A 23,623-nucleotide genomic window follows, 5' to 3' on the forward strand; every position below is an offset into this window, starting at 1 on the left:
CATGGCATTCACATTCAATTCAAACGATATTCAAATGGCGCGCAAGCAAGTTGGTTTCTTAGGAGACTATAACGTATCAATCGTCAGCGCTGAATTTAAGGGACTTAATAAAGTACAACAAGAATATTTTGTCCTACACTTAGAAATTGCTGACGGTACTGAAAAGGGTGCACAATTGATTCACACCTTTATGGATGATAGTAAGGCCGAAAAGGCATTCCGCTATCGTGAAATTAACGCATTGATTTCAGGTATTGGTGGCATTCAAGATGGCCAGTCATTTGAACTAAAAGACGTTGCGACATTCTTACCTAACAAGAAGTTAGCCGTTCGTGTAGGCAAATTTGATAAAGACTTTTACAATGGCAAAACAATTTACAAGCCACAAATTACTAATTTTGCACAACTCATGTCTGAGTCTAAACCAGACGTAGCGCAACCGCGGCCACAAACTGATTCATCAGCACAATCATCAGCATCATCACAAACAGGCATAACTGATCCATTTGCAGGTATGGCTGAACCAACAAATAGTGCCAGCGCAATGCCTGTCGACCCATTCGCATAATGGTATCAGCATTCAAGAAGTCTGGTGTCTTTGGCGGTTACGATGTTGTGGATGATTTAGATGTGATTTTGTATGCCAATTCACTGCCGTATAAACATGAAGTTGTGGATGACACAGATGATTTTAAAACTTATCAAGCACAATATTTTACGCCAAGTAAATTGATAGATGGTTTAACAAGAAGTCGTGACAATATAGCGAATATTGAAGGCATATTGTTTGATTTAGACGAAGTGCCAGACTTCTTGATATTGCGCGATCTATTCTATCGTATGTTAATCCAATCAAAAGTAGAGGCCTACTTATGGAAAACACCTTCATCAATATTTGGTGGCAAACATGTCAATGCATCAAGATTATATATCCCATTGCGCGAACCAATCGCACCAAAATTATTATCACAAGCAGTTGATGAGTTAGTTGTTGTTTTGAAAAACGTTGGTATTGATGTTGAAAAATTTGGTGCGGACCTTGTGTCATCGAAAACGATTGGCCGGTTAATGGGCTTGCCTCTTCAGCAAGAAGGCACTATTGTGCCATGGGATATTGATACAAGGTTCAAATATCAAGTCAAGTCTGTTTACATTGAACCTGAATTTAAGCCATTGATATTGCCAACGTACGACAATGAATTTATCACAACTGAAAATGGTGATACGGATTTAATTGGTTTTGTCATTAATTACACTAAGAAGCATGGCATTACTTGGTTCAAAGGTGAGCGTGATGACAACTTGACACGTGTGATTGGCGCCATAAAAAAAGCGTTTCCAAACATGCATGATGATGAAGTCTATGAAGCGTTTGACATAACAGGTATTGCATCACAACTAGATAACCCAGAAAAAGATATCAGAAATAAAACAAAGAGACTATTGCGAGGATAACAGATGTCACAAGAATATTCATTACGGTCAGTCACATCTTTCAAACAAAATAAAATACCTTTGACCTACGATGATTTCAATGATGGCATGTCGCTTGGTTTTGTTAATAAGTTGAATTGGTTAGATGTGACTGTCAAACAGAAAGAAAACCAGATTAAATATAAAGTGACCTCGATTGTTAGTTTTGCAGAGTGGTTAATTGGCTTTGATAGCGTGGCGGTTAAAGATGATTATGGCTACATTTGGAATGGGTCGTATTGGCAAAGTATGCCAGTTAAAAGTATCTTCAACATGATTGACGTCAGTATATTGACCATTGCGGATAAGTTGCAGCTGTCATCTAACAAGAAACGCGAACTACAAAAAGATGTGAAACCAATATTAATTGAGCAGTCACGTAGTTTTGATAATACAGCGAAGCCTGGTTACATTGCTTTCAATAATTGGACTTTGAACATCAACACTAATAATTTCTTTCCACCAAAAAAAGAAATGAACTTGATTGACGGTTTTGATTTTGCACCTGATGAAACGGGTAAAGCACCTGATACATGGATTGCGTATGCAGATTATATGTTTGGCGATAATTCAAACTTTTTATGGGCTTGGTTAGGCTATGCCTTTCAATCAAATATTAATTGGCGACAAGGTGCACTTTTTCTGCTTGATCCAATTGGTGGCACTGGTAAAACGCATTTTGTTACTAAGATTACACAAGCTATGTTTGGCGAAAAAAGAGTAGGCGCATTTAAACTAAAAAACTTGCAAGGTAATAATGCGCGATTTGAAACAGCAAGATTTGTTGGGAAGTCAATTATGGTTGATGATGATGCCACACGTGTGCGTTTTAAAGAAGACGACACATTTAAATCTATTACTGGTGGCGGCCTGTCCCCAGTCGAGCGAAAGGGTGTGGACGGGACGGATTTTCAGATCACTTCTAAAATGATTATTAACGTGAACGAAATGCCTATTTTTAACAACGCGGGTGCGATTAAAAGACGATTGCATATCATCAAGACACAAGCGCCAGTTGCCACAGCAAAAGAAATTAATCTCCGTAACACGTTGTTTTTAGAAGAAGATTTAGAAGACGAGATACCTCGGTTGGCGACTTATGCTATTGAAATGTATCAACAAGCTGTCAAAGAAGATTGGCATGTTCAAAAAAGTATTGTTGATGATATTGTCGCACAAGATCCATTTGTGACTTGGCACGAAACTTTAAAGCCAGGACTACAAAAAGCAACTTATTTGTATATGGATTACACTGATTTTTATGATGCGAAGTTTGCATCTAAAAATGAAGATGATAAGCCAATGTCAACAACGGCATGGGGCAGGAAAATGGCTAACTGGAATGAAAAAATCAGAAACAAAGATGGCGTTTTTTACAAAATTTAATTATGTGGGGTTTTAAAATCAACAACTGTTCCAGGCGTATCAATTTAGCTGTTTTATGTAGGGTTTGTGTAGGGTTTACGAACGGTTTGATGTAGGGTTTTGTCTTACTCTGCCATGGTCTATGTAGGGTTGTGTATAGTTTTTATTACTTTATTCTCTATACTAAATAAATTAGTAAAAATAAATAAGATATAAGAGAAACCGTGCAAACCCTACATAAATATCAAAAGTCAGTCGTATCAAGGCTTTATGAATTTTAAACCCTACATGCAACCCTACATTAAAAAATATGATTTGAGGTAAATTTTGGATAATATTTTACAGTTGTTCACTTCGCTGCGTGCTTATCTTGATAAGAAATTTTTAGAGATTAACAGGCCTAATAATGTCGCAGGCTCAAAAATTTTTGATGCACTTATTGAATTAGATCATGACTTTGGAAGTGGCAATGATTTACAACATAACACGAAAACGAATCAAGTCTATCGTGGAAAAAAGTATCACGATTACAAAGATGAATTGATCCAAGCACTAGACGATATTAACGAAAAAACCAAAGTTGAAATTGATAAGTCAGATGATTTATCAGTCAGCTTGACCTTTTATCAGACTAATATCAAACAGAATAACAGGCAAACTAAAGATTTGGATAATATGGAAAAACCAACTTTAGATGCCATGCAAGTAGCATTGGGATTTGATGATGCACAAATAACAGACAAGAGCAGTCACAAGCGTACTAATTTTACTAGGGCGTTGCATGTGACGATTTGGAAAGTATGAAGGAGAAATGATGGCAAAAGGTTACGAAATTAGAGCAGAAGAGCAAGGGTGGTTGGATAGTTTTAATAACTACTTTGATTATCAATATAAGAATAATGGTCATGTACTGGATAGTGATTTTGAGCAGGTACGCGACAATATTAATTATTTTAATAACATGGTTGCGCACGGTGAAGCAATTGAATTGTGGGAGAACTAATCATGTTTGGTGATTTCATGCTGTGGTATTTGAAATTTATCAAGCAAATGTTTTGTATCCATAGCTACGAAGTTGTAAGCCATATAAATGGTGATTGGATGATTAAAGCATGTTCAAAGTGTGATAGAGAAAAAGTTGAGAAATATTGAGGAGAAAAACATGGATAAGTTAGTTAAAGTTGGTATTGGTTCATTTGTAACATTGGTAATTGTAGTCATTAGTGGCTTTTGGTTCTTTGAGAAGATTGACAATGGTAATGTGGGTATTCGTTACTCAATGAGTGGTGGTGTACGTAAGCAATCGTTGTCACAGGGTGTTCACTTCGTTGGGTTAGATAAAGTGACCCAGTATCCTATTCGGACACAAACGACGACTGAAAAGGTTGGATTAGCAACCGAAGATGGCAAGAAGACAGACGTTAAGTTGACGTATAACTTCCATGTGGACCCAACAAAGGCGGTATCTGTTTATCGTAAGTTTGGCTCAGCTAACATTGAAACAATTGAAAAAGGTTGGTTGTCACAAAAGTTACAAAAAGCTGGACGTGATACATTGGCAAAACACACATTGTTGGAAGTTACTGGTAGTGATGCCGGTAAAGTACAAGCAGACATTTTGAATAGTTTTCAAAAAGAAGTAGAAAATCAAGGCTTTATTGTCGAAGATTTGTCATTCGGTGTCCCAGCTATTGATCAACAAACACAAAAGTCAATTGATGATTTAATTCGTGCCGGGCAAGATAATAAAAAAGCAGAGTTAGAAGCTAAGACACAAAAGACAAAAGCAGAAGGTGATGCATCAGCAAAAGTTGTATCAGCAGAAGCAGATGCCAAGACAAAACAAATTGCAGCACAAGCAGAGGCTGATGCGAACAAGAAAATTAATGATTCAGTCACACAAACAACGATTGATTATATGATTGCACAAGCTCGCAAGGATAAAGGTTGGGTTACAGTGCAAGGTAACGGCGGCGTGATTGTAGATAAGGACAAGTAATATGGCATACTTCATTATTAAAGCGTTACTAATCGCTGGTGTTATTAGTTTGTTGTTAGTTTTGCGAGAATACTTGAAACGTAAGTAGGAGAATACATGGCGGATAAAATTGACAAAATTCTGCGTAATTACTTCACTGGTCGCTTAGATCTGATGATAAAACAACGTACTGATGAATTAAAAAACGTACATGTAGATGATGAAGATAAGTATCTGCCAGTTGTTAAAAAAGACAAATTAACCGGCGAACTGCATACCGATTGGAAAAAAGTCTTTTCGCGCAGTGAGGATGATAATATCGGCGGTGGACGTGCGCAGAATAAACATACACGGCCGTTAGAAGATATGATGATAAGAGTTGAAAGTGATCCAGTATTAAACAGGTTGAATAAACAAAAGGAAGATGTTGAACGCTGGTTAGCGACATTTGAACCTGATAAGCAAAAAGTTGTGGCATACTATTATGCGAGCAAGTCGGTCACTTGGGTTAAGGTAGCACAACAATTTCATATATCTGAACGCACAGCACAAGCATGGCGTGTTGAAATCAAGCACATATTAGGCGCAGTACTATGATACTGCGCTTTTTCTGCAGTTTTATGCCTGAAAATGGGTGTAAATTAGTATTATCGAAGAATTACAAAAGATCATGCCTGCAGGAACAGGTGAGTGTTCGGTTTAAATAGATAGGTTGGAATATCATGTGAATGTATACGAGTTGCGTCCGCTTCCGGTTATACAGCAGGTTCGAGTCCTGCCATTCATATTGCTAGCCAAGGAAGACGGTCTAGCAGTCTTGTATCTGTAAATGAGTAAGCCTGTCGCTTGCTCGTACATAATGGTCGAACTTGTTTGTTCAAGTAAAACGTGTTGACGAACATGGTAGCCTGTTGACGACTTGGGGTTACGCGTACATAGTGGTTGGTGCAAAAATTGAACGCACCACACGAACAGTTTCCATTTTAGAAATAGTTCAACTATTAAGTAATCCTTAATAATTGAGTTGCACCTTAACAGGTGCTTTTTTAGTACATAAATTTAAGGATAAATCATGAACGAATCAACAAGAACAGCGCGCAAACGCAAGCGCCACATAAAAACAGCAACACAAGTGAATAAGCAACATGCTGATGACTTGAAACGCGAGAGTGCAGCACGTCATACGAGATCACGGGTACAGATCGTGTCTGAAGTGTTGGATAACAGGCAGATTGACTACAAGAGCCATATGATGTGTCTGAGGAGGTAGGTACGATGTCAAAAAAATTTAAAATTCCTAAGTCAATTAAAGTTGGCGCGATTGATTATAAGATAGAGATTGTTCATCTTGAAAATAACGAAGACGGTGATACGTTGTTGGGACATTGTGATTACGTCACAAATACCATTCAAATCAACGAAAAGTCTTCAAAAGAACGGCAAGAGCAGACGTTGTATCACGAGTTAGTCCACGCCATATTATTTGAATCAAGTAACGTTGAGTTTGAAGATAATGAACGTTTAGTTGATTCATTAGGACTGATGTTACACCAAATCATTAAGAATAATAAATTAGGTTAGGAGAGACATTATGCATCATTACATCACTAAATATGAAGCAGAAGATGGCGTTAGATACGCTGAGAGTTGGTTTCAAATCAATTTATTTAATTGGTGTTTTTGCATTCTAAAGCAAAAAATAGTTTTATAAGATATTTTTGTAAATTCTAAATGAAATTACAACTCACTAATGGTATGATTATTGCTATTGGAGGTTGGAGATGAAACTTGAGTTAAGATTAGTTAAAAAGTTAAATAAATATAGAGCATATTTAAATGTGGCATTTGTAGTGTCCTCTGTAAGTATTGTGCTTAATGTATTTGTTGTTCCGCGGAAATTTCATATATTGCCATTTTTTTACTATTTTGTATTATTAATTTGTTTGTGGAATATATTTATTTTTCTAAATTGGAATGAAAATGAAAAATTACTATTGAAACAAATGTTTATAACATCAAATGATTACAAAAAAAGTAAATCGGATGAGTTCATAAGCAGTATGATGAATTACAGAGAACAAGTATATAAGATAAGATTTTTTATTATTATATTCTTAATATTTTTTCCGTTGTTTCATTTATTTTTGTTAATTGATGCAGGAATTATTTTAAAAGTACTAAGCTTAGTAATCACCGCAGCTAATGCTGTCTCGATAGTGAATTTTTTAATTAAATCCGATAATGATTTTGATACCATGGTATTGAAATACGGAGATTCTGAAACTAAAAAAATAGTTGACAAACTATAAGCGATTTTTATTTTGCAGTGAATTTGAAAGGAGGTGACACGATGACATGAAAAAGTATGAAGAAGCCGAACAAGATTATTTGTCTGGTTTAAAGTATAAGGATATTGCTGATAAGTATGACGTATCTGAAGGAACTGTTAGGCAGTGGAAACGTAGATACTGGTCAAAAGAAAACGTTACAAAAATTGTAACAAAAAAGAAGCCGTTACAAAAAAATGTTACACGGAAAAAGCCAACTGAAAAGGCCATTGAAGAGTTAAGCGAAAGTGGCTTAACAGTTCGACAAAAAGCCTTTGTACTAGAGTATTTACGCATTTCAAATGCTACACAAGCGTACATAAATGTCTATGGTGTTACCTATGAAACTGCAAAAACAGCTGGCCAAAGATTGTTGACAAATGTTGACATTCAAAACGAAATAAAACGTCTGCAAAAAGCTAAATTGAAAGAGCTTGGTGTGGGCGTTTTTGATTTGCTAGAAGATATGGCGAAAGAGGCACGTGCTGACATTGGCGATTATGTCAATTTTGGGGCGTATGATGAAACGTTGTATGAAGACACAAATGGCAAGCCTGACAAAAATAAACCCATACTTGATGATGACGGAAATCCAATCGTGTCGCATAAATCGTGGGTGCAATTTAAAAACAGAGATATGGTAGATACAAAGGTTATAAAAACAATCAAGATGGGGAAAGATGGCCCTGTGATTGAAATGCATGACCGAAACAAGTCACGTGACAAACTGATTGAGATCATGGGTGAATATGTTAAGGAAGAAGTAACAGAAGATGGTTTGATTGACGCCATTAAGAATAGTAGTGTATTTGGAGAAAATGATGGCATCGAAACGTAAAATGAGTGCGACATTTGATTTCAAACCGTTCTCAGTTAGACAAATGCAAGTGCTATCGTGGTGGACTAGTCCATTGTATAAAAACAAGGAAGCTATTATTGCTGACGGTTCAGTTCGTGCTGGCAAAACAGTTGTCATGTCGTTAAGTTATATCGTTTGGTCCATGACAGAATTTAATGGCCACAACTTTGGTTTGGCAGGCAAAACGATTGGCTCGCTAAGACGAAATGTTATCAGGCCGTTGGTGTCAATGTTAAATGCATCAGGATATTCAGTAAAAGACAATCGTAGTGAAAACCGGTTAGATATTACCAAAGGCAACAAAACAAATTCTTATTTTCTGTTTGGTGGCAAAGATGAAAGTTCGCAAGACTTGGTACAAGGTATCACAACTGCGGGCTTTTTCTTTGATGAAGTTGTGTTGATGCCACAAAGTTTTGTTAACCAAGCGACAGCTCGTGCTTCAGATACTGGCGCAAAGTTTTGGTTTAATGGCAACCCAGAAGGACCATATCATTGGTTCAAGCAAGAATGGATTGACAATCTAACCAAGCACAATGCGATACGTATTCATTTCATGATGAAAGATAATCCATCGTTGACTATTGAAACTCGAGAACGTTATGAGCGAATGTACTCTGGTGTGTTCTACAAACGTTATATTTTGGGTCAATGGTCAGTATCAGAAGGAGTTATTTATGACAACTTTGATGAAACAACTATGGTGGTTGATTTGCCAAGTGAGACAGTCTATGACAGCGAATGGGTATCAGTTGATTATGGTACCCAAAACGCGACCGTATTTAAGCGCTGGTCGCATTATAAAAACGTTTGGTACAACACTGATGAATATTACTACTCGGGCCGTGAAACGGCTAAACAAAAGGCTGATATCCAATTTAGGGAAGATCTAGAAGAGTTCTACGAACATAATCACTTAGCTAAAGAACAAGTCAAGATAATTCTCGATCCTTCTTCTGCTAGTTTTAAAGCAGAATTAAAGCAACACGGTTTTCGCGTTGTTCCTGCTAAGAATGATGTTTTGAACGGTATTAGAGCACAAATGTCGGCAATGAATGAGGGCAAGATTAAATGGTCATCAAAAGCTGTTAATACCTTCAAAGAAATTAACTCATACATTTGGGATAAAAAAGTAGCAGACAGGGGAGAAGATAAACCCGTAAAGGAACACGATCATGCAATGGATGCAGACAGATATTTTGTCTACACAGTAATAACTTCAAGAACAAGGATTGGATGGTGATTGCGTTGGATTTAGAAGTAGCGAAAAAAGTATTTAAAAGTACCGATGAAGGGCGCTCACGAGCCATTGATGAGTATGAACAAAGTGTACGTTATTACAATAACAAGAACGACATAACACGTGATAAAGGTGGGAAAGACACTTTAGATGATGAAGGCAAGAAGGATAGCTATATTCGTAAAGCCGACAATCGCATTAGCAATGGTTATCATCGTATATTGGTTGATCAAAAGGCACAATATGTTGGTGGTGTCGTCCCAACTTTTGATGTGGAAGATGATACGTTAAATAACAGTGTGGCGAATGTGCTTGGTGATAATTATGCCCGTGTGTTCAATCGTTTGGTAGTTAATGCCGCTAATTCTGGTACAGCTTGGTTACATTATTGGACAGATGAAGCAGGTATATTCCATTATGCAACAATTGATCCAGCGCAGATAACGCCAGTTTATGATGGTAGTTTGGAACAAAAGCTATTAGCTGTGCGACGCACTTATGAAGCATTGGACAGTGAAACAGGCGACGTTTATATTTACGACGAGTATTGGACAGACGAGCAAGCACAATTTTTCAAACATGAACGTGATCTTGATTATTCATCATTGATGTATGACTATCGTGTGCCGGTATTTGACATTAACACAGATGAGGCATTAGAAAATAGTTATATCTTAAAGCATGACATGGGGACTGTTCCTTTTATTGCATTTATGAATAACCAAGATGGCACGACTGATTTGCAACGTTACAAAGGACTTATTGATGTTTTTGATCGTGTGTACAGTGGGTTCGTTAATGATGTTGATGACGTTCAGCAAGTTATTTTGATATTAACGAACTATGGTGATGCGGGAAGTGCAACGGAATTCAAGCAAAAGTTAAAGCAAGATCAAGTGATTAATTTAGAAAATTATGGTGACGGTGACAAGTCAGGACTTGATAAATTAACGATTGATATACCTGTTCAAGCGCGTGATGATTTACTAGACCGTACCCGTGAAGCCATATTTTTACATGGACAAGGTGTTGATCCGTCAAAGGTTGAGATAGGAACAAACAAGACAGGTGTGGCCCTGAAAATGATTTATACTTTGCTCGAATTAAAAGCTGCAGCATTAGAAAGTGAATTTAGACCAGGGTTATCTAGTTTGATTCGCGCAGCACTTCACTATTTGAACGATGGGAAAGCTGAATTGAGACACATCACACAACAATGGACGCGTGCTGCAGTAAAAGATGATACTGAACAAGCAGACATTGTGGCCAAACTTGCTAATGTTACTAGTGATGAAGCGATAGCAAAAAGTAATCCACTTGTTCAAGATTGGCAAGATGAATTAAAATTGCGTGAACAAACAACAGATAGTTATGACAATCCTGCAGCACGTGATAACTTAGAGGACTAGTAAATGAAGAGTGCTGATTACTGGCGTCAACGTGCTTTAAAAATTAAAAATAATACGTTAGTTCAATCTGAATCCTATGAATTTGATATGGCCAAAAGATTGGCTCAGGCAGCACTTGAAATTGAAAGTGTTATTGATGAGTGGGCTACAAAATATGCTGATGAAGATGGCACGGTTAACACTGATGAAGCACGCCAGTTACTTCGCGGGACAGAGAACCACAAGTGGCAAAACACATTAGATGAGTGGGAACGTAAAGCACGTGCAGGCGGTTATGATCATGAGTTGAATCTAGAATACTATCGTAGCCGTGTCAGTCGTTTACAAGCACTAGAGGCACAATTAAAGAATGTGCTGGCCGGTTATGCCAAACCTGAACAAGTAAAAATGTTGAGTGTGTTAACTAATACTTATGAAGATAGTTACTATCGTACAATTTATAATGTACAGGAGCACGCTAACAAGTTCTCCGCAGATTTCGCCCAATTTGATACACAAGCATTGCAACGGGCGGTTAGTAAACCTTGGCATGGTAGTGATTTCAGCAATCGTTTGTGGGGCAATATGACTGAAGTGTTACCTGATATGTTACAAAAATCTATCAGTCGGGGCATTGTGCTTGGTTACAATCCTAAAAGGTTAGTGAACGAGTCACAAGTAACGTTTAGAAACTTTAAAAAGTATCAAATTCATCGATTAATTACCACAGAATTGGCTCATGTTACTGAAGACGCTACTTTTGAAGCTTACCGACAATCAAGTATTGAGAAGTATGAATATTTAGCCACGCTCGAGACAAAAATATGTGACATTTGTCGAAAATTGGATAGTAAAGTATTTGCCGTCAAGGATAAAGAAGAGAGTGTCAATTACCCAGTCATACACGCGCACTGTCGTTGCACAACAGCACCATGGTATGAAGAACTTGAAGATGAAGAATCAACTCGCTGGGCACGTGATCCTAAAACAGGAAAAGGTGGACAGGTCCCTAATCAAACATTTGATGAGTGGTTTGCATACCAGCAAGCCATATCAAAAAATGGTATTATTGGTGTAGCAACAAAAGATGGTGTTCAAATATCTGGTGTGTCACGACATGTCACAGAGCGCATGGCACAACGAGAAGTCAGTGTTTCTAGTATTAAGCAGGCATTGACTAACCCATTACACGTTTATCCAGATAAATTGAGCGATAGCGGTAAAGTGGGCCGTAAATATTTAGGGAAACAATCAACAGTTGTTATTAACCCTGAAACCGGAAATGTTGTGACAACTTACAAAACACAAGAAAGGTATGCTAAAAAATATGCAAAAAATAAATGATTTTCTAAGTCATGCTGACATTGCTATTTTAAAGCGTGACTTTGATGTGATATTTGAAAGTACAATGACTGATGACGATTTTGATAAAGCCTTTGACAAAATGATTACTATCGAAACAGATGAAGTGCAAAATAATGATACATCTGAAAATAAAAAACTCGCTGTCATATCAGGTTTAATTACTAAAATGACAACATCAGAGAAATGGTAAAAAATAAATTAGAGCAAGCACTTAGGTGGTTGCTTTTTGTTTGACCAAAAACGACCCGAATAAGTCGCTAAACTTTTCTTTTTTCATACCTAAACTCATGGCAGGGTGGACTGCCGTAAAAACCGCGGGAGGTAACGTATGAACACAGAAGATTTGAAGAAGTTAGGTCTTGACGGCGAGCAAGTCAAGGGTGTCATGGCGCTTAAAGGTGAATTGATTAAGCATGAAAACACCAAATTAGATGCCATCACTGCCGAACGTGACACTTTGAGTGAACAAATGGCACAGCGTGATAAAGATATCAAAGACCTGAAGAAAAACTCAGGCGACAATGAAGAATTATCAGGTAAGTTATCAGATTTGCAAAATAAGTATGACACTGACACGCAAACACTTAATGACAAGTTGGCAGCAACTAAACTTGATAGTGCATTGAGTGAAGCTTTAGTTAAGACAAAGGCACGTGACCCACAAGATTTGAAGGCCTTCCTAAACATGGAAGAAATCAAACTTAACGATGATGGCGAATTGTCAGGACTTAACGATCAAATTACACAGCTACAAGACAGTAAAGGTTACTTGTTTGATGGTGGCACACAGCAGGGATATAAACCAACAGGCGGTGGCATATCAAAGCAATCAAATAATCTTTCCGAAGCAATGAAATCAAAGGATTTCAATTTCACAGAGTTTCTGAAACAATCACAAGGAGAATAGCAAATGGCTAACACACAAATTATTGATACGATCACGCCTGAAGTGTTCAATCAATATATGGAACAATATTCAACAGCAAATTCAGCATTTATTCAATCAGGGGTTGCAGTAGCTGACGCACGTGTTGCTGCTAATATTTCAGCAGGCGGTACTTTGGTCAACATGCCATTCTGGAACGACCTATCAGGCGAAGATGAAGTACTTGAAGACGGTGAAAAAGAATTATCAACTGGGAAAATCACAGCTGGTCAAGATATTGCAGCCGTCATGTACCGTGGCCGTGGTTGGTCAGTTAATGAACTAGCAGCTGTCTTGTCAGGTGCAGACCCAATGGGATCATTAATGAATAAGATTGGTGCCTATTGGGTGCGCCAAGAACAAAAGGTTTTGACATCAACATTGGCTGGGTTGTTAGCAACTGATGGTGCATTGACGACTGCTGATCATCAGCATTTGAATGCTACATCAGCTGCAATTGATGCATCAGCGGTTCTTGATACAAAACAATTACTGGGGGATGCTTCAGACAAGTTGTCAATGCTAGTTATGCATTCAGCAGTTTATACAGATTTGCAAAAGCAAAACTTGATCCAATTTATCCCAGCTTCGCAGTCACAAATTCAAATTCCAACGTACCTTGGTTATCGTGTTGTTGTGGATGACGCGTTGTCACCAATTGATGGTAGCTACACAACTTACTTACTCGCTGGTGGTTCATTTGGCCGTAACACTGCTGCACCTTCTGAATTAACAACGTTTGAGAAAGATCGTAATGCTGCCGCTGGAAATGATCGTGTATTCACACGTCGTGCGTTCACTATGCATCCATATGGTGTGAAGTTTAAGTCAGCGTCAGTCGCTGGTGTGACACCATCAAATGCTGAATTAGCAACAGTTGGCAACTGGGAGGCTGTTTACGATACAAAGAACATTGGTATCGTTGCTTTGAAGCATAAGCTAACACCAACTGTTTAATTAGGAGGTATTAAAATGGCTTACACAGTATTACAAAGTTTTCGTGACGAACTAACACACATTGTTTACAAGCCAGGTGTTGAGTATCCGGCAGACGCACCAATTGATCGTATTGAAAAACTAACAAGTTTGTCGGTCATTGCAGAAACTGTCGAAGTGGTCACGGAAGCTAACACAGTGGGCGAAATAAAGACGTTCTTGGATGCTAAAGACATCGAATACCCAACAAAGGCAACAAAGGCTGATTTATTGGAACTTTTGGAGGACTAAATATGGTATTTCCACGACTAGATGAATTGACAGATAATGTTAAGACATTACAGCCTAAGCCAGAAGATGTTGATCAAAAAGTATATGACTTGCTGATTAAAACAGCGATTGACAAAATAGTTAATGATGTAGTAGCTTTCCTCAACCGACCTGTAACAGATTTGCCGGAAGAACTTGATACAGCAATTTTATTACAATTATCAGGCTGGTTTACTGATGCTGATGTATTTATGGATAAACAAGAGCGCCATGAAGGTACTGTGACTGGTACTACTGAAGGCGATACACAAGTGTCTTACAGTAGTCCTAAAAACGCACTATTATCATTAAGTCACGTGTCATTTATTGATGATGGCTTTAAAGTATTGTTGACACCGTATCGACGTATCCGGGGGTGGTGATATGAATGATCCATTTAAAAAAATGGGTAAAGCATTGTCTAGATTGTATCATGATCGTGTCACAATTTATGGTGGCAAGCCAGTTGAACGCAATGGTGCAACTGAAATACAAGATGTGGTTATTATTTCTAATTATGCTTGTAAGATTTCACTCGCCAAACAACAAGCGAGCGATGATGGCGCGTTCGGAACAGATAGTTATGATGCCAAGTTGTTTCTTGATAACGACGTCAAAATACCTGCTGGTGCTATTTTAGATGTAACTGATGTAAACGGGAATACAACACGCTATAAACGTTCATCTGCGAGTTATACGGCATATGCTAGTCATCAAGAAGTAACCATGGTTCGTGATGAGAAAGCAACGGTAAAAATCAATGGGTAGTTTTGGTAAATTTGATACAAAAGATTTTGATTCATTTGTGAGTGAATTTGAAAATAAGGTTCGAGGAAAGCTAATTGTGACTGAAGTCGAAGTAGCTTTATCTAAAACTGCTGGCATGGCGGTTAATAAGGTCAAGAAGAAAACACCTGTTGCTAAAGTAAGTGGTGGTACGCTGAGACGTAATTGGCAGGCGAGTAGTACCAAATATTTTGGCAACACGTTCATGGTAGATATTTATAATGACACGGAATATGCGCCATTCGTTGAAAATGGGCATCGCATAGTTAGAGGTGGTAAAACAGTCGGTTATCAGCCAGGCGTGTTCATGTTGCGTGATGCGATTCAAGAAGTTGATCGTAATTGGGATAAATTAGTCGGTAAGCGTTTCATAAAAGCTATTGACAACATTTTAGGAGGGTAATTTATGGAAGACATCACATCATTATTGATAAAAACCTTACATGATAAATTACCAGATATACCAGTGTATCGAGAGAAAATACCAACGGCTTTCAGTGAGCCATCATTTGCGCTTAATCGTATTGGTTTAGCTTCTAAAGGTGAACCAAACGGTCGTGACATGCGATTGTATTCGTTTGATATAGCTTACTTCCCAGAACCTAATCGCCCTCGTGAAGATATGGATAACATGGCCGAATGGCTCACGGCTAATTTGACAAGTATTGAGCCGAATTATGCAACGTTAATTAATCGAGATATATCCGTAGTCGATGACATACTGCATTACACGTTCGATGTTCGAGCGCGAGTACGCTTTGGCCACGGAGAATTGTTTAATCAACCGATAGATTATAAAGGAGGACTTAAAAATGGACAATAACAATACAGTAGCTGAAATTAAAGCATATTTAGACGAAAATCAAATTGCATATAGTTCATCAGCGACAAAGACTGATTTATTGGCACTTATACCTGTGGCAGAACCAACCACAGAAACAGAAATAGAGCCAGAACAGCAACCAGTGGTACCGGTTCATCGTGAACCCTACTATACAAAAGCAGAGCTGTTAGGATTGATAACTGGTTATATGCACGACTATTTCTTCATCGCATTGGAGAATGGCCGTACTTATACGTACAAAGAAGCGCTTCAATCAGTCGATGACTGGAAGCACTCTGGCACAATTTTTTAAATAAAAGGAGGTCATTAAATAATGGCAGGTGGAAATTGGAACTCACAAAGTAAGACATTACCAGGCGCATACGTTGATGTTTATTCAAGCAAAAATGCAACCCTTTCATCAGACGATCTACGAGGCGTTGTATTTACATCAATTAGCGGCTTAAATTGGGGACAACGTGGTGTTGTTAAAGCTGATTTGTCAACAGACTTTTTGGCATTATTCGGAAAATCAATTGATGATCAAGCATTGCTTGGTTTGAAGATGATTTTACAAAATGCACGTACAGCTTATGTGTTTAATTTTAATTCGGGTACAGTAGCTACAGGGACATCAAACGTGTTGCCTTGGTCATTTGCTGCTAAGCATCCTGGAACGATTGGCAACACAATTAGCGTAGCAATCACACCAGACCCAAGTAACTTAGCTCGCTTTATCGTCAAAACAATTCTTGGCACAGAAGTCGTTGCTTCACAAACAGTTGCTAAGGCGTCTGAATTGGTAGCAAATGGGTATGTTGTGCCAACTGTCAACGCTAGTGATACAGCAGACGATGGCGCAGCTAAGCTGGGATCATTGGTTACTGGCGTCACTATTAAATTGGAAAACGGGACAACAGATGCTTCAAGTAGCCTTGATGATTTCGTTGTTGCAGCTGAAACGTATGAATACAACACGATTACAGCACCTATGTCTGCGGCAGGTGCATCAATTCAAACTTTGATTGCATCAACAGCAATTCGTTTGCGTGATGAGCAGGGTCGCAAGGTGCAAGCTGTTGTACCTTACAGTTCATTGTTTAGTCCTAACCATGAAGGCGTTATTGTAGTTGGTAACGGTGTCATGTTGGCAGATGGTACAGTGTACAACACATCAATTATGGCTGGCTGGTTTGCTGGTACAACTGCTGCCGCAGCGCCAAATGAGTCATTGACTTATAAGCGTGTATTTGGAGCTGTTGATACAGAACCACGTTTGAATGAATCAGCACAAATTGCTGCTGTCCAGTCAGGTCAACTTGTCTTTGATGCTTCGCGTAACTTGGTTCGTGTATTAGTTGATATCAACAGTTTGACTCAATTTACAAAGACAAAGGGCAGTGAATTTTCAAAAAACCGTGTTTTGCGTGTGCTTGATGCCATCGCAAATAACACCCGCGAAACATGGGAAGATAACTTTATTGGACAAGTCACCAACGATGCAGCTGGTCGTGATTTGTTCAAGGCTAACCGCGCTGAGTACTTGGCAAGTTTGCAAGCACAAGGGGCGATTGAAAATTTCACAACTGATGACATTGTTGTATCAGAAGGCAATAACAAAGACAGTGTTGTTGCTACAATCAACGTGCAACCAACTGACGCAATGGAAAAGTTGTACATGACAGTTTACGTAAAATAAGGAGGTCATAGATAATGGCGGATCAAGTAGTATTAAATCAACGTGATGCAATCAATTCAAAAGAGGGAACCGTTGTCATTAACATTAATGGCAATAACTATCCATTCATCGAAGCCACAGAAGTATCAGCACAAGTCGACTTCAACAAAGAAGATGTCATGCGCTTAGGTACTCGATTCAAGGGATCAAAGGTGACATCAGCAGAAGGTACCGGTACAATCAACGGTTATCTTGTATCCTCAATTTGGGTATCAGAAGTTCTTGAAAACTATAAGAACACAGGCATTCTACCAAGCATGTCATTGACTGTAACGGTTGAAGACAAGGATTCATCAGTTGGCAAGCAAGTGATTGTTTTGACTGGATTCATGATTGACACAGTACCATTGTTCAATTTGCAATCAGATGACGGTGTAATGATGGGTGAGACTGATTTCACATTCGACGGTTATCAGTTGACAAACAAATTTGGTGGGCCACGACGTTCATAAGCGTTTGTGACTTTTTTATGATTACCACTTACAAACATAGGAGATAAAGACATGACACAAAAATCAGTAAGCGCATTTATGCTACAAGACACATCAGTTTTGGAAGAAACGAAGGAAATCAAATTCCCGCAATTTGGTGAGGCGTTTGTTATTCGTTCATTGACAGCTGATGAGTTTGATAACATTACTAAACGTTCAACACGTCGCACTAAGCAAAACGGTGCAATGGTTAAAGAAGTTGACCAAAATAAGCTAGTTGATACGTTGGTATCCGAAGCTGTTGTGACGCCAGACCTGAATAATGCCGGGTTGCAAGAACACTACGGCACGATTGGTAATGCAGCTGGGACAGCTCGTAAGATGTTGAAGGCTGGACAATGGGGTGATTTGATTAAGGAAGTTCAAGATTTGAGCGGCTTTGACCAAGAACCTTTGGATGAATTGGTTGATGAAGTAAAAAACTAATAAATGCCGATGATGGTGCAGACTTTCAATATTACTTTTATACGATGCACAACTTCCACTGGAAACCTGATTATTGGGCGGGCTTAAAAAAACGCGAGAAGGCAATTGTAATTGCTGGTATCGACATTAAGATCAAGGAAGAAGAGCGTGAACGTAAACGAGCTGAAAGTAAAGCTAGACATCGGCATTAACGTGAGGTTTTTTCTCACGGTACATAAAGTAAAGGGGGCCAGAACATGGCAACAATTGGTGCAACATTACAAATATATGATCGTTTTACTGGCCCGTTAAAAGATTTTGCTAGTGGCATAAAATCAGCTGCTCAAGTATCTTCTGGTTTGAAAAGTTCGATGTCCAGTGCGGCAAAAGGTATGGATTTTCAAAAACCAAGGCAAGAACTAAACGATTTAAGTAACCAAGTTGAGAAGACAAATGGCATGTTTAAGTCTATGTTGGGGGCCAATATTATTGGTGCAGGCATTGTTAAGGGTATTTCAGCAATAAGCAGTGGCATTTCAGGTTTGATAGGTGACCTAAGCGCATCAAGTGCTACCTGGCAGACTTTTCAAGGCAATATGGAGCAATTAGGTAACAGTAAGACAGATATTGCTTCAGCTAAAAAGAGTATGCAGGACTATGCCACACAAACCATTTACTCAGCATCAGACATGGCTTCGACCTATTCACAGTTAGCGGCAGTTGGTACAAAAAATACTGGCGAACTGGTCAAGGGCTTTGGTGGGTTAGCTGCGGCGTCTGAAGATCCAGCACAAGCCATGAAAACATTGAGTCAACAAGCAACCCAGATGGCTGCAAAACCAAAAGTAGCTTGGGAAGATTTCAAATTGATGTTAGAACAATCACCAGCAGGTATGGCCGCTGTGGCAAAGACAATGAATATGTCGACAGGCGATTTAATTAAGAATATTCAAAGTGGTAAAGTTGCAACGCAAGATTTCTTTAATGCTATTCAAAAAACCGGAACAAATGCTAACTTCACGAAGATGGCTACGCAATTCAAAACGGTTGGACAAGCAGTTGATGGGCTTAAAGAGACACTCACAAATGCATTACAACCAGCATTTGATAAGATTAGTAAAATTGGAATCAGTGCAGTCAGCGGTATAAGTGACATGATTGGGAGTATTGATTTTTCATCCTTAGCTGATAAAATTATTGGATTTTTCTCTAACGTCGGGAAGCAAGCAGCGAGTTTTTGGACGACATTCAAAAGTACAGGTGCTGTAATTGCCGTTATTGATGTTTTTTTTGCAATTCGTGGTGCGATTGATTCAGTTATGTCAGCACTAAAATCAACGGATGGGAATAACTTATTTACAATTAAAAACGCCGCTGAATTACTCGGTACAGCAGTTGTTTGGGCGGCTAATCAAATTGACAATTTGGCGACGTTTATCCAACGTTTGGATCCAAATATCATAAAAGCTATTGCAACAGCTGCAGGAATTGCGCTAACTGCATTCTTGGGTTGGAAAGCTATAAATGGTGTTATTGGTGGCATATCCAGTTCTATTAAAGGATTATCAAGTGCCTTTACAGGCGTAGGCTCAGCAATGGGATTCGTTACAAAACATCCTATACTCAGTGTCATTATTGGACTGGCAGCAGCATTTGTTTATGCCTATGCGACATCTGAAAAGTTCAGGAATGGTGTCAATCAAATAGCAGGATCAATAGGAAAAGTAGTTGGGGCAATATCTGATTGGATAAGTAAAAATCAAGGCATGGCTAGTGGTATGGCATGGGGTACTGCATACGGTGTGATTATCTTTGCTTTGTACAAAAAGTTTCAACAGTTACAAAACCCACTAAAGACTGTTTCTGGATTATTAAAAACATTTGGAAAAGCTAAGTCTTCTGGATTAACACAAGTTGCAGATCAAGCAACAAAGACAGCTAGTTCTGTAACCAGTTTGAAAAGTAAATTAGCTGGTGGTTTAAACTTTGCAATTAAAGCTGTCGGTGTTGCTGCAGTAATTGGTAGTCTGGCATTACTTGCAAAGTCACTAGAAGGCATTGCAAATGCAGGAGCGCAAGCACCAGCGAACTTAGCGACATTCGGTGCAGTAGTCGCTGGATTAGCAGGTACATTCGCTTTATTGGGGTCAAAGTTGCAAACATCAATGGGAGGCATTATTGTATTTGCCGCTGCCATGGGTATTATGGCACTAGCTATGGCACCAATCGCCAACGCAGGACAAAACGCTGCAGTTAATTTAGCAGCGTTTGGTTTAGTAGTGGCTGGCTTAGCTATGGTATTTTCTATTTTTGGCTCAGCACTAACAGCTTCCATGGCTGGGATCATCGTATTTGCTGCTGCAATCAGCATAATGGCTTTGGCCATGGCACCAATAGCAAATGCCGGTGCCAACGCAGCAGCTAATATGGCAACATTTGGCCTAGTTATCGCTGGTTTAGTTGTCGTCTTTGCATTGTTTGGTTCAGCATTAACGCTTGCTATTCCGGCCATGTTAGCGTTTGGTGCAACTATTTTAATGATTGGGGCAGGAATTGGCATGGCAGCACCTGGATTGGCTATGATGCCACCAATCATTATGGCACTTGGTATGGCGTTTTCAATGGCAGCCATGGCGGTTGCCACAGCAATTACGATGATTATCGGCGCAGTTGCCGGACTAGTGACAACGATTGCTGGCGCTATTATGGGTATTGTTGACACGATTGGAAACACATTAGTTAATGTATTTCAACAAGCCGGTGACTCAATCAGTCAAGTAGTCACATCGATTGGCGACTCAATTAGTCAAGTTGTGACAGCTATATCTGATGGCGTCTCACAAATCGTTACCTCTGTTGGTGGCGCAGTGAAGGGTGTATTGAACGCACTCGCAAAAGTATTCGATAGTATCGGAACGGCTGCCTTGAATGCTGGAAAAGGATTTCAGTTACTTGCTGATGGTATTTCGCAGTTAGTCGGACTTTCACTTGTTGACTTAGGGTTCACTCTAGCAGCAGTTGCTAAGGGTTTGGGGGCTATTGCACTTTCTGGTCCTGGATTAACAGTGGCTGGCGCTGGTATGACATTATTGGGTGCTGGCACAATGTTATTCGCAACAGCAGCAATGGTTGCCAATGCTTCGATGGCACCACTTACGGCAGCAATTCAGGCATTAAGCACAACATTGCCACTTATTGGTACTGCTGCAGTAGTCGCTGGTGGCGCTATGGGCGTGTTTGCCGCAACTGTGTTAATGTCACTTGCTTCATTAATTGGCGCTACAGCAATGCTTACCGCCTTTATGGCAGTTATGACAATGACAGGCGCAACAATGGGAATTATTTCAGCATTGGCTATGGTTGCTAGTGCTGGGTTCTTAATGTTCGGTGCCTCAGCAACAATGGCATCATTAATGGTTACGATGTTGAACGTTAGTTTGATGATGGTATCAACGGCAGCGACGATGGCAAACATGAGTTTAGCGGCTATGATTGCTAGTTTGACAATGGTTGGTATTGGGTTATTAACAATTACCAGTGCTTCACTGGCATTAATGGTTACATTGACAATGATTTCAGCTGCAACAATGATTGTCGATGCTGCTTTAATTGTCTTGTCAGCAAGTGCGATTATGGCAACTGCAGGCATGATTACATTAGGCGCAGCATCTACAATTGCAGGCTCAGGTATGGTGATTGCTGGTACTGGTGCAGTTGTGGCTGGGGCTGGTTTGGTTGTTTTGGCGTCAGGAATTGCAGTAGTCGGTGCATCGTTGGTTGTATTAGCGTCTGGTATTATGGTGCTTTATTCAACGATTTCATCTGTTTTCTCACAAATTGTCTCTGCGGTAAGTAGCGCAATGAGCAATGTTGTTTCAACAGTGAGCGGTGGCATTCAAGCAGCAATTAGTGCTGTAAGAAGCGCAAGTGGTTCATTAGTTAGTGCAGGCCGTGACTTTGTTATGGGCTTTGTCAACGGTATTAAAGGGGCTATTGGTGCAGCAGCAGATGCGGCAGCAAGTATGGCTAAATCTGCTGTGAATGCCGCTAAGAGTTTATTGAATATTCACTCACCGTCGCGAGTTATGCGTGATCAAGTTGGTAAATATGTGGCATTGGGTATGGCGGTTGGTATTATTGCTAATACTTCGGCAGTTGGTGATGCCAGCGCGGACATGGCAACGAATGCCGTCAAGTCAGCACAAGGTTATACGATGCCAGACATTGCAGCTGGTCAAGCACAGGACTATACATTGCCAGAAGCACCAGTTCTTAAAGATGTTCAGCAAAGTTACACTTTAAATAACACTGCTAATAATAAGGTGCAGCAAGCAAGTGATCAAAGTGCATTAATTGCGTACACAAATTCTGTGCCAACTGCGCCACAAATTAGTGATCAAACATCATCGATTAACTACCAAAATGTTGAACCAATGACACCATATATCGCTAACCAATCAGCAGCTGTTCAATATTCAAATATTATGCCAAAAACACCAGATTTTGCTAATCAAATAGCGACCGTTGGTTATAATACTATTGCACCGTCACAACCGGTCATCAACAATCAAAGTGCTGGTATTAATTATATAAATGCTCTACCTAACGCACCACAAGTTGACGACCAAAATGCAAATATTGTATACACAAACTCTGTACCAGCTACGCCAAAAATTAGTGATCAAACATCAAAAGTTAAGTATATTAACCAACTTCAACAATTAGGTAATGTGCAAGACCAAAATGCAACGATTAACTATATGTCATCGTTGCCACAAACAAAAGACTTGTCACAAAATGCCGTATTGAATGACAAGACAAATTACACAGCAAGTTTTGATACAGGACTTATCAAATCAATTGCAACCGGTTTTGACCTTGCAACACAAGCCGTTCTTAGTTTCATTTCAGCCATCGGCAACATCGGCGTAGCACCACAGCAGACAATAAGTCGTGATACAAGCACAGAAAACGTGCCGCAGTTAGCTGGTAAGTTTGACAAAAATACGGCTTCGGGTGCTATGCTTGGCAAGAATGGCGATAATTCAAATACAACAACAAATAACAGTAATCAAACTAATAACTTTAATTTCGGTAATGGTTCGATTGTTGTGCAATCAAGTAGAAACGAAAGCGGTGAAGAATTATTGAATAAGATTTCAGCAGCTGCGCGTAAGTATTCAGATAAAGGACTAGCATTCTAAGGAGGGATAAT

The 23,623-nt window shown here is 39.2% G+C and carries 25 protein-coding genes and 1 pseudogene; all 26 read left to right on the plus strand.

All coding sequences use genetic code 11. From position 1 onward, the window contains the following. Nucleotide 1 precedes the first annotated feature (1 nt). The 26 genes and pseudogenes from AB3K24_RS03655 to AB3K24_RS03780 all read left to right on the plus strand — a co-directional run bounded on the left by AB3K24_RS03655 (nt 2) and on the right by AB3K24_RS03780 (nt 23,612). Nucleotides 2–568, plus strand: coding sequence for a DUF669 domain-containing protein (locus tag AB3K24_RS03655; RefSeq protein ID WP_367973850.1), 567 nt, complete (start codon nt 2–4; stop codon nt 566–568). Next, the gene (locus AB3K24_RS03660) at nt 568–1,455 is read left to right on the plus strand and encodes a hypothetical protein (RefSeq protein WP_367973851.1); all 888 of its coding nucleotides are present in this window, start codon (nt 568–570) and stop codon (nt 1,453–1,455) included. The genes AB3K24_RS03655 and AB3K24_RS03660 overlap by 1 nt, the downstream gene beginning before the upstream one ends. Nucleotides 1,456–1,458: 3 nt before the next feature. After that, entirely contained in the window at nt 1,459–2,859 is a 1,401-nt protein-coding gene (locus tag AB3K24_RS03665) for a DUF5906 domain-containing protein (protein WP_367973852.1), read from the plus strand. A gap of 306 nt (nt 2,860–3,165) precedes the next feature. Continuing rightward, nucleotides 3,166–3,642, plus strand: coding sequence for a RusA family crossover junction endodeoxyribonuclease (locus tag AB3K24_RS03670; protein ID WP_367973853.1), 477 nt, complete (start codon nt 3,166–3,168; stop codon nt 3,640–3,642). 10 nt (nt 3,643–3,652) lie between these two features. After that, nucleotides 3,653–3,841, plus strand: a complete 189-nt coding sequence (locus tag AB3K24_RS03675) for a hypothetical protein (protein WP_367973854.1) — start codon at nt 3,653–3,655, stop codon at nt 3,839–3,841. Between the two features lie 159 nt (nt 3,842–4,000). After that, nucleotides 4,001–4,837: a prohibitin family protein gene (locus AB3K24_RS03680; RefSeq protein WP_367973855.1), complete on the plus strand. Its 837-nt coding sequence runs from the start codon at nt 4,001–4,003 to the stop codon at nt 4,835–4,837. A 96-nt stretch (nt 4,838–4,933) separates the two neighbouring features. After that, entirely contained in the window at nt 4,934–5,413 is a 480-nt protein-coding gene (locus tag AB3K24_RS03685; RefSeq protein ID WP_367973856.1) for a transcriptional activator, read from the plus strand. 678 nt (nt 5,414–6,091) lie between these two features. Then, nucleotides 6,092–6,397, plus strand: coding sequence for an ImmA/IrrE family metallo-endopeptidase (locus tag AB3K24_RS03690; RefSeq protein ID WP_367973857.1), 306 nt, complete (start codon nt 6,092–6,094; stop codon nt 6,395–6,397). A 200-nt stretch (nt 6,398–6,597) separates the two neighbouring features. Further along, nucleotides 6,598–7,125 carry a hypothetical protein gene (locus tag AB3K24_RS03695; protein WP_367973858.1) on the plus strand — a complete coding sequence of 176 codons (528 nt, stop codon included), beginning with the start codon at nt 6,598–6,600 and terminating at the stop codon, nt 7,123–7,125. Between the two features lie 46 nt (nt 7,126–7,171). Then, nucleotides 7,172–7,981: a terminase small subunit gene (locus tag AB3K24_RS03700; RefSeq protein WP_367973859.1), complete on the plus strand. Its 810-nt coding sequence runs from the start codon at nt 7,172–7,174 to the stop codon at nt 7,979–7,981. After that, nucleotides 7,965–9,245 (plus strand): PBSX family phage terminase large subunit, encoded by a 1,281-nt coding sequence (locus tag AB3K24_RS03705; RefSeq protein WP_367973860.1) that lies wholly within the window; start codon nt 7,965–7,967, stop codon nt 9,243–9,245. The genes AB3K24_RS03700 and AB3K24_RS03705 overlap by 17 nt, the downstream gene beginning before the upstream one ends. Next, nucleotides 9,239–10,651 (plus strand): phage portal protein, encoded by a 1,413-nt coding sequence (locus AB3K24_RS03710; protein ID WP_367973861.1) that lies wholly within the window; start codon nt 9,239–9,241, stop codon nt 10,649–10,651. Before AB3K24_RS03705 ends, AB3K24_RS03710 begins: the two co-directional genes overlap by 7 nt. 3 nt (nt 10,652–10,654) lie before the next feature. Beyond that, nucleotides 10,655–11,974 carry a minor capsid protein gene (locus tag AB3K24_RS03715; protein WP_367973862.1) on the plus strand — a complete coding sequence of 440 codons (1,320 nt, stop codon included), beginning with the start codon at nt 10,655–10,657 and terminating at the stop codon, nt 11,972–11,974. Continuing rightward, the gene (locus tag AB3K24_RS03720) at nt 11,958–12,185 is read left to right on the plus strand and encodes a hypothetical protein (protein WP_367973863.1); all 228 of its coding nucleotides are present in this window, start codon (nt 11,958–11,960) and stop codon (nt 12,183–12,185) included. Before AB3K24_RS03715 ends, AB3K24_RS03720 begins: the two co-directional genes overlap by 17 nt. A gap of 138 nt (nt 12,186–12,323) precedes the next feature. Continuing rightward, nucleotides 12,324–12,902, plus strand: coding sequence for a phage scaffolding protein (locus AB3K24_RS03725; protein WP_367973864.1), 579 nt, complete (start codon nt 12,324–12,326; stop codon nt 12,900–12,902). A 3-nt stretch (nt 12,903–12,905) separates the two neighbouring features. Next, nucleotides 12,906–13,877, plus strand: coding sequence for a major capsid protein (locus AB3K24_RS03730; protein ID WP_367973865.1), 972 nt, complete (start codon nt 12,906–12,908; stop codon nt 13,875–13,877). A 15-nt stretch (nt 13,878–13,892) separates the two neighbouring features. Continuing rightward, entirely contained in the window at nt 13,893–14,147 is a 255-nt protein-coding gene (locus AB3K24_RS03735) for a HeH/LEM domain-containing protein (protein WP_367973866.1), read from the plus strand. A 2-nt stretch (nt 14,148–14,149) separates the two neighbouring features. Beyond that, nucleotides 14,150–14,548, plus strand: a complete 399-nt coding sequence (locus AB3K24_RS03740; RefSeq protein ID WP_367973867.1) for a hypothetical protein — start codon at nt 14,150–14,152, stop codon at nt 14,546–14,548. 1 nt (nt 14,549) lies between these two features. Beyond that, on the plus strand, nt 14,550–14,933 hold the full coding sequence (locus tag AB3K24_RS03745) for a hypothetical protein (RefSeq protein ID WP_367973868.1): 384 nt from the start codon (nt 14,550–14,552) through the stop codon (nt 14,931–14,933). Beyond that, nucleotides 14,926–15,354 (plus strand): HK97 gp10 family phage protein, encoded by a 429-nt coding sequence (locus AB3K24_RS03750; RefSeq protein WP_367973869.1) that lies wholly within the window; start codon nt 14,926–14,928, stop codon nt 15,352–15,354. Before AB3K24_RS03745 ends, AB3K24_RS03750 begins: the two co-directional genes overlap by 8 nt. Nucleotides 15,355–15,357: 3 nt before the next feature. Then, nucleotides 15,358–15,774 (plus strand): phage tail terminator family protein, encoded by a 417-nt coding sequence (locus AB3K24_RS03755; RefSeq protein ID WP_367973870.1) that lies wholly within the window; start codon nt 15,358–15,360, stop codon nt 15,772–15,774. Beyond that, a pseudogene (locus AB3K24_RS03760) lies at nt 15,761–15,865 on the plus strand (30S ribosomal protein S16); the annotation flags it as partial. The gene AB3K24_RS03755 and the pseudogene AB3K24_RS03760, both read left to right, overlap by 14 nt. A 243-nt stretch (nt 15,866–16,108) precedes the next feature. Next, a complete protein-coding gene (locus AB3K24_RS03765; RefSeq protein ID WP_367973871.1) occupies nt 16,109–17,473 on the plus strand; it encodes a phage tail sheath family protein in 1,365 nt (454 codons plus the stop codon). 14 nt (nt 17,474–17,487) lie between these two features. Further along, nucleotides 17,488–17,964 (plus strand): phage tail tube protein, encoded by a 477-nt coding sequence (locus AB3K24_RS03770; protein ID WP_367973872.1) that lies wholly within the window; start codon nt 17,488–17,490, stop codon nt 17,962–17,964. Nucleotides 17,965–18,015: 51 nt separating this feature from the next. Then, nucleotides 18,016–18,429, plus strand: coding sequence for a phage tail assembly chaperone (locus AB3K24_RS03775; protein WP_367973873.1), 414 nt, complete (start codon nt 18,016–18,018; stop codon nt 18,427–18,429). A 236-nt stretch (nt 18,430–18,665) separates the two neighbouring features. Then, nucleotides 18,666–23,612, plus strand: coding sequence for a tape measure protein (locus AB3K24_RS03780; protein ID WP_367973874.1), 4,947 nt, complete (start codon nt 18,666–18,668; stop codon nt 23,610–23,612). Nucleotides 23,613–23,623 lie beyond the last annotated feature (11 nt).

Origin of the sequence: Leuconostoc aquikimchii (assembly GCF_040838325.1) — a bacterium.
Taxonomy (GTDB): domain Bacteria; phylum Bacillota; class Bacilli; order Lactobacillales; family Lactobacillaceae; genus Leuconostoc; species Leuconostoc aquikimchii.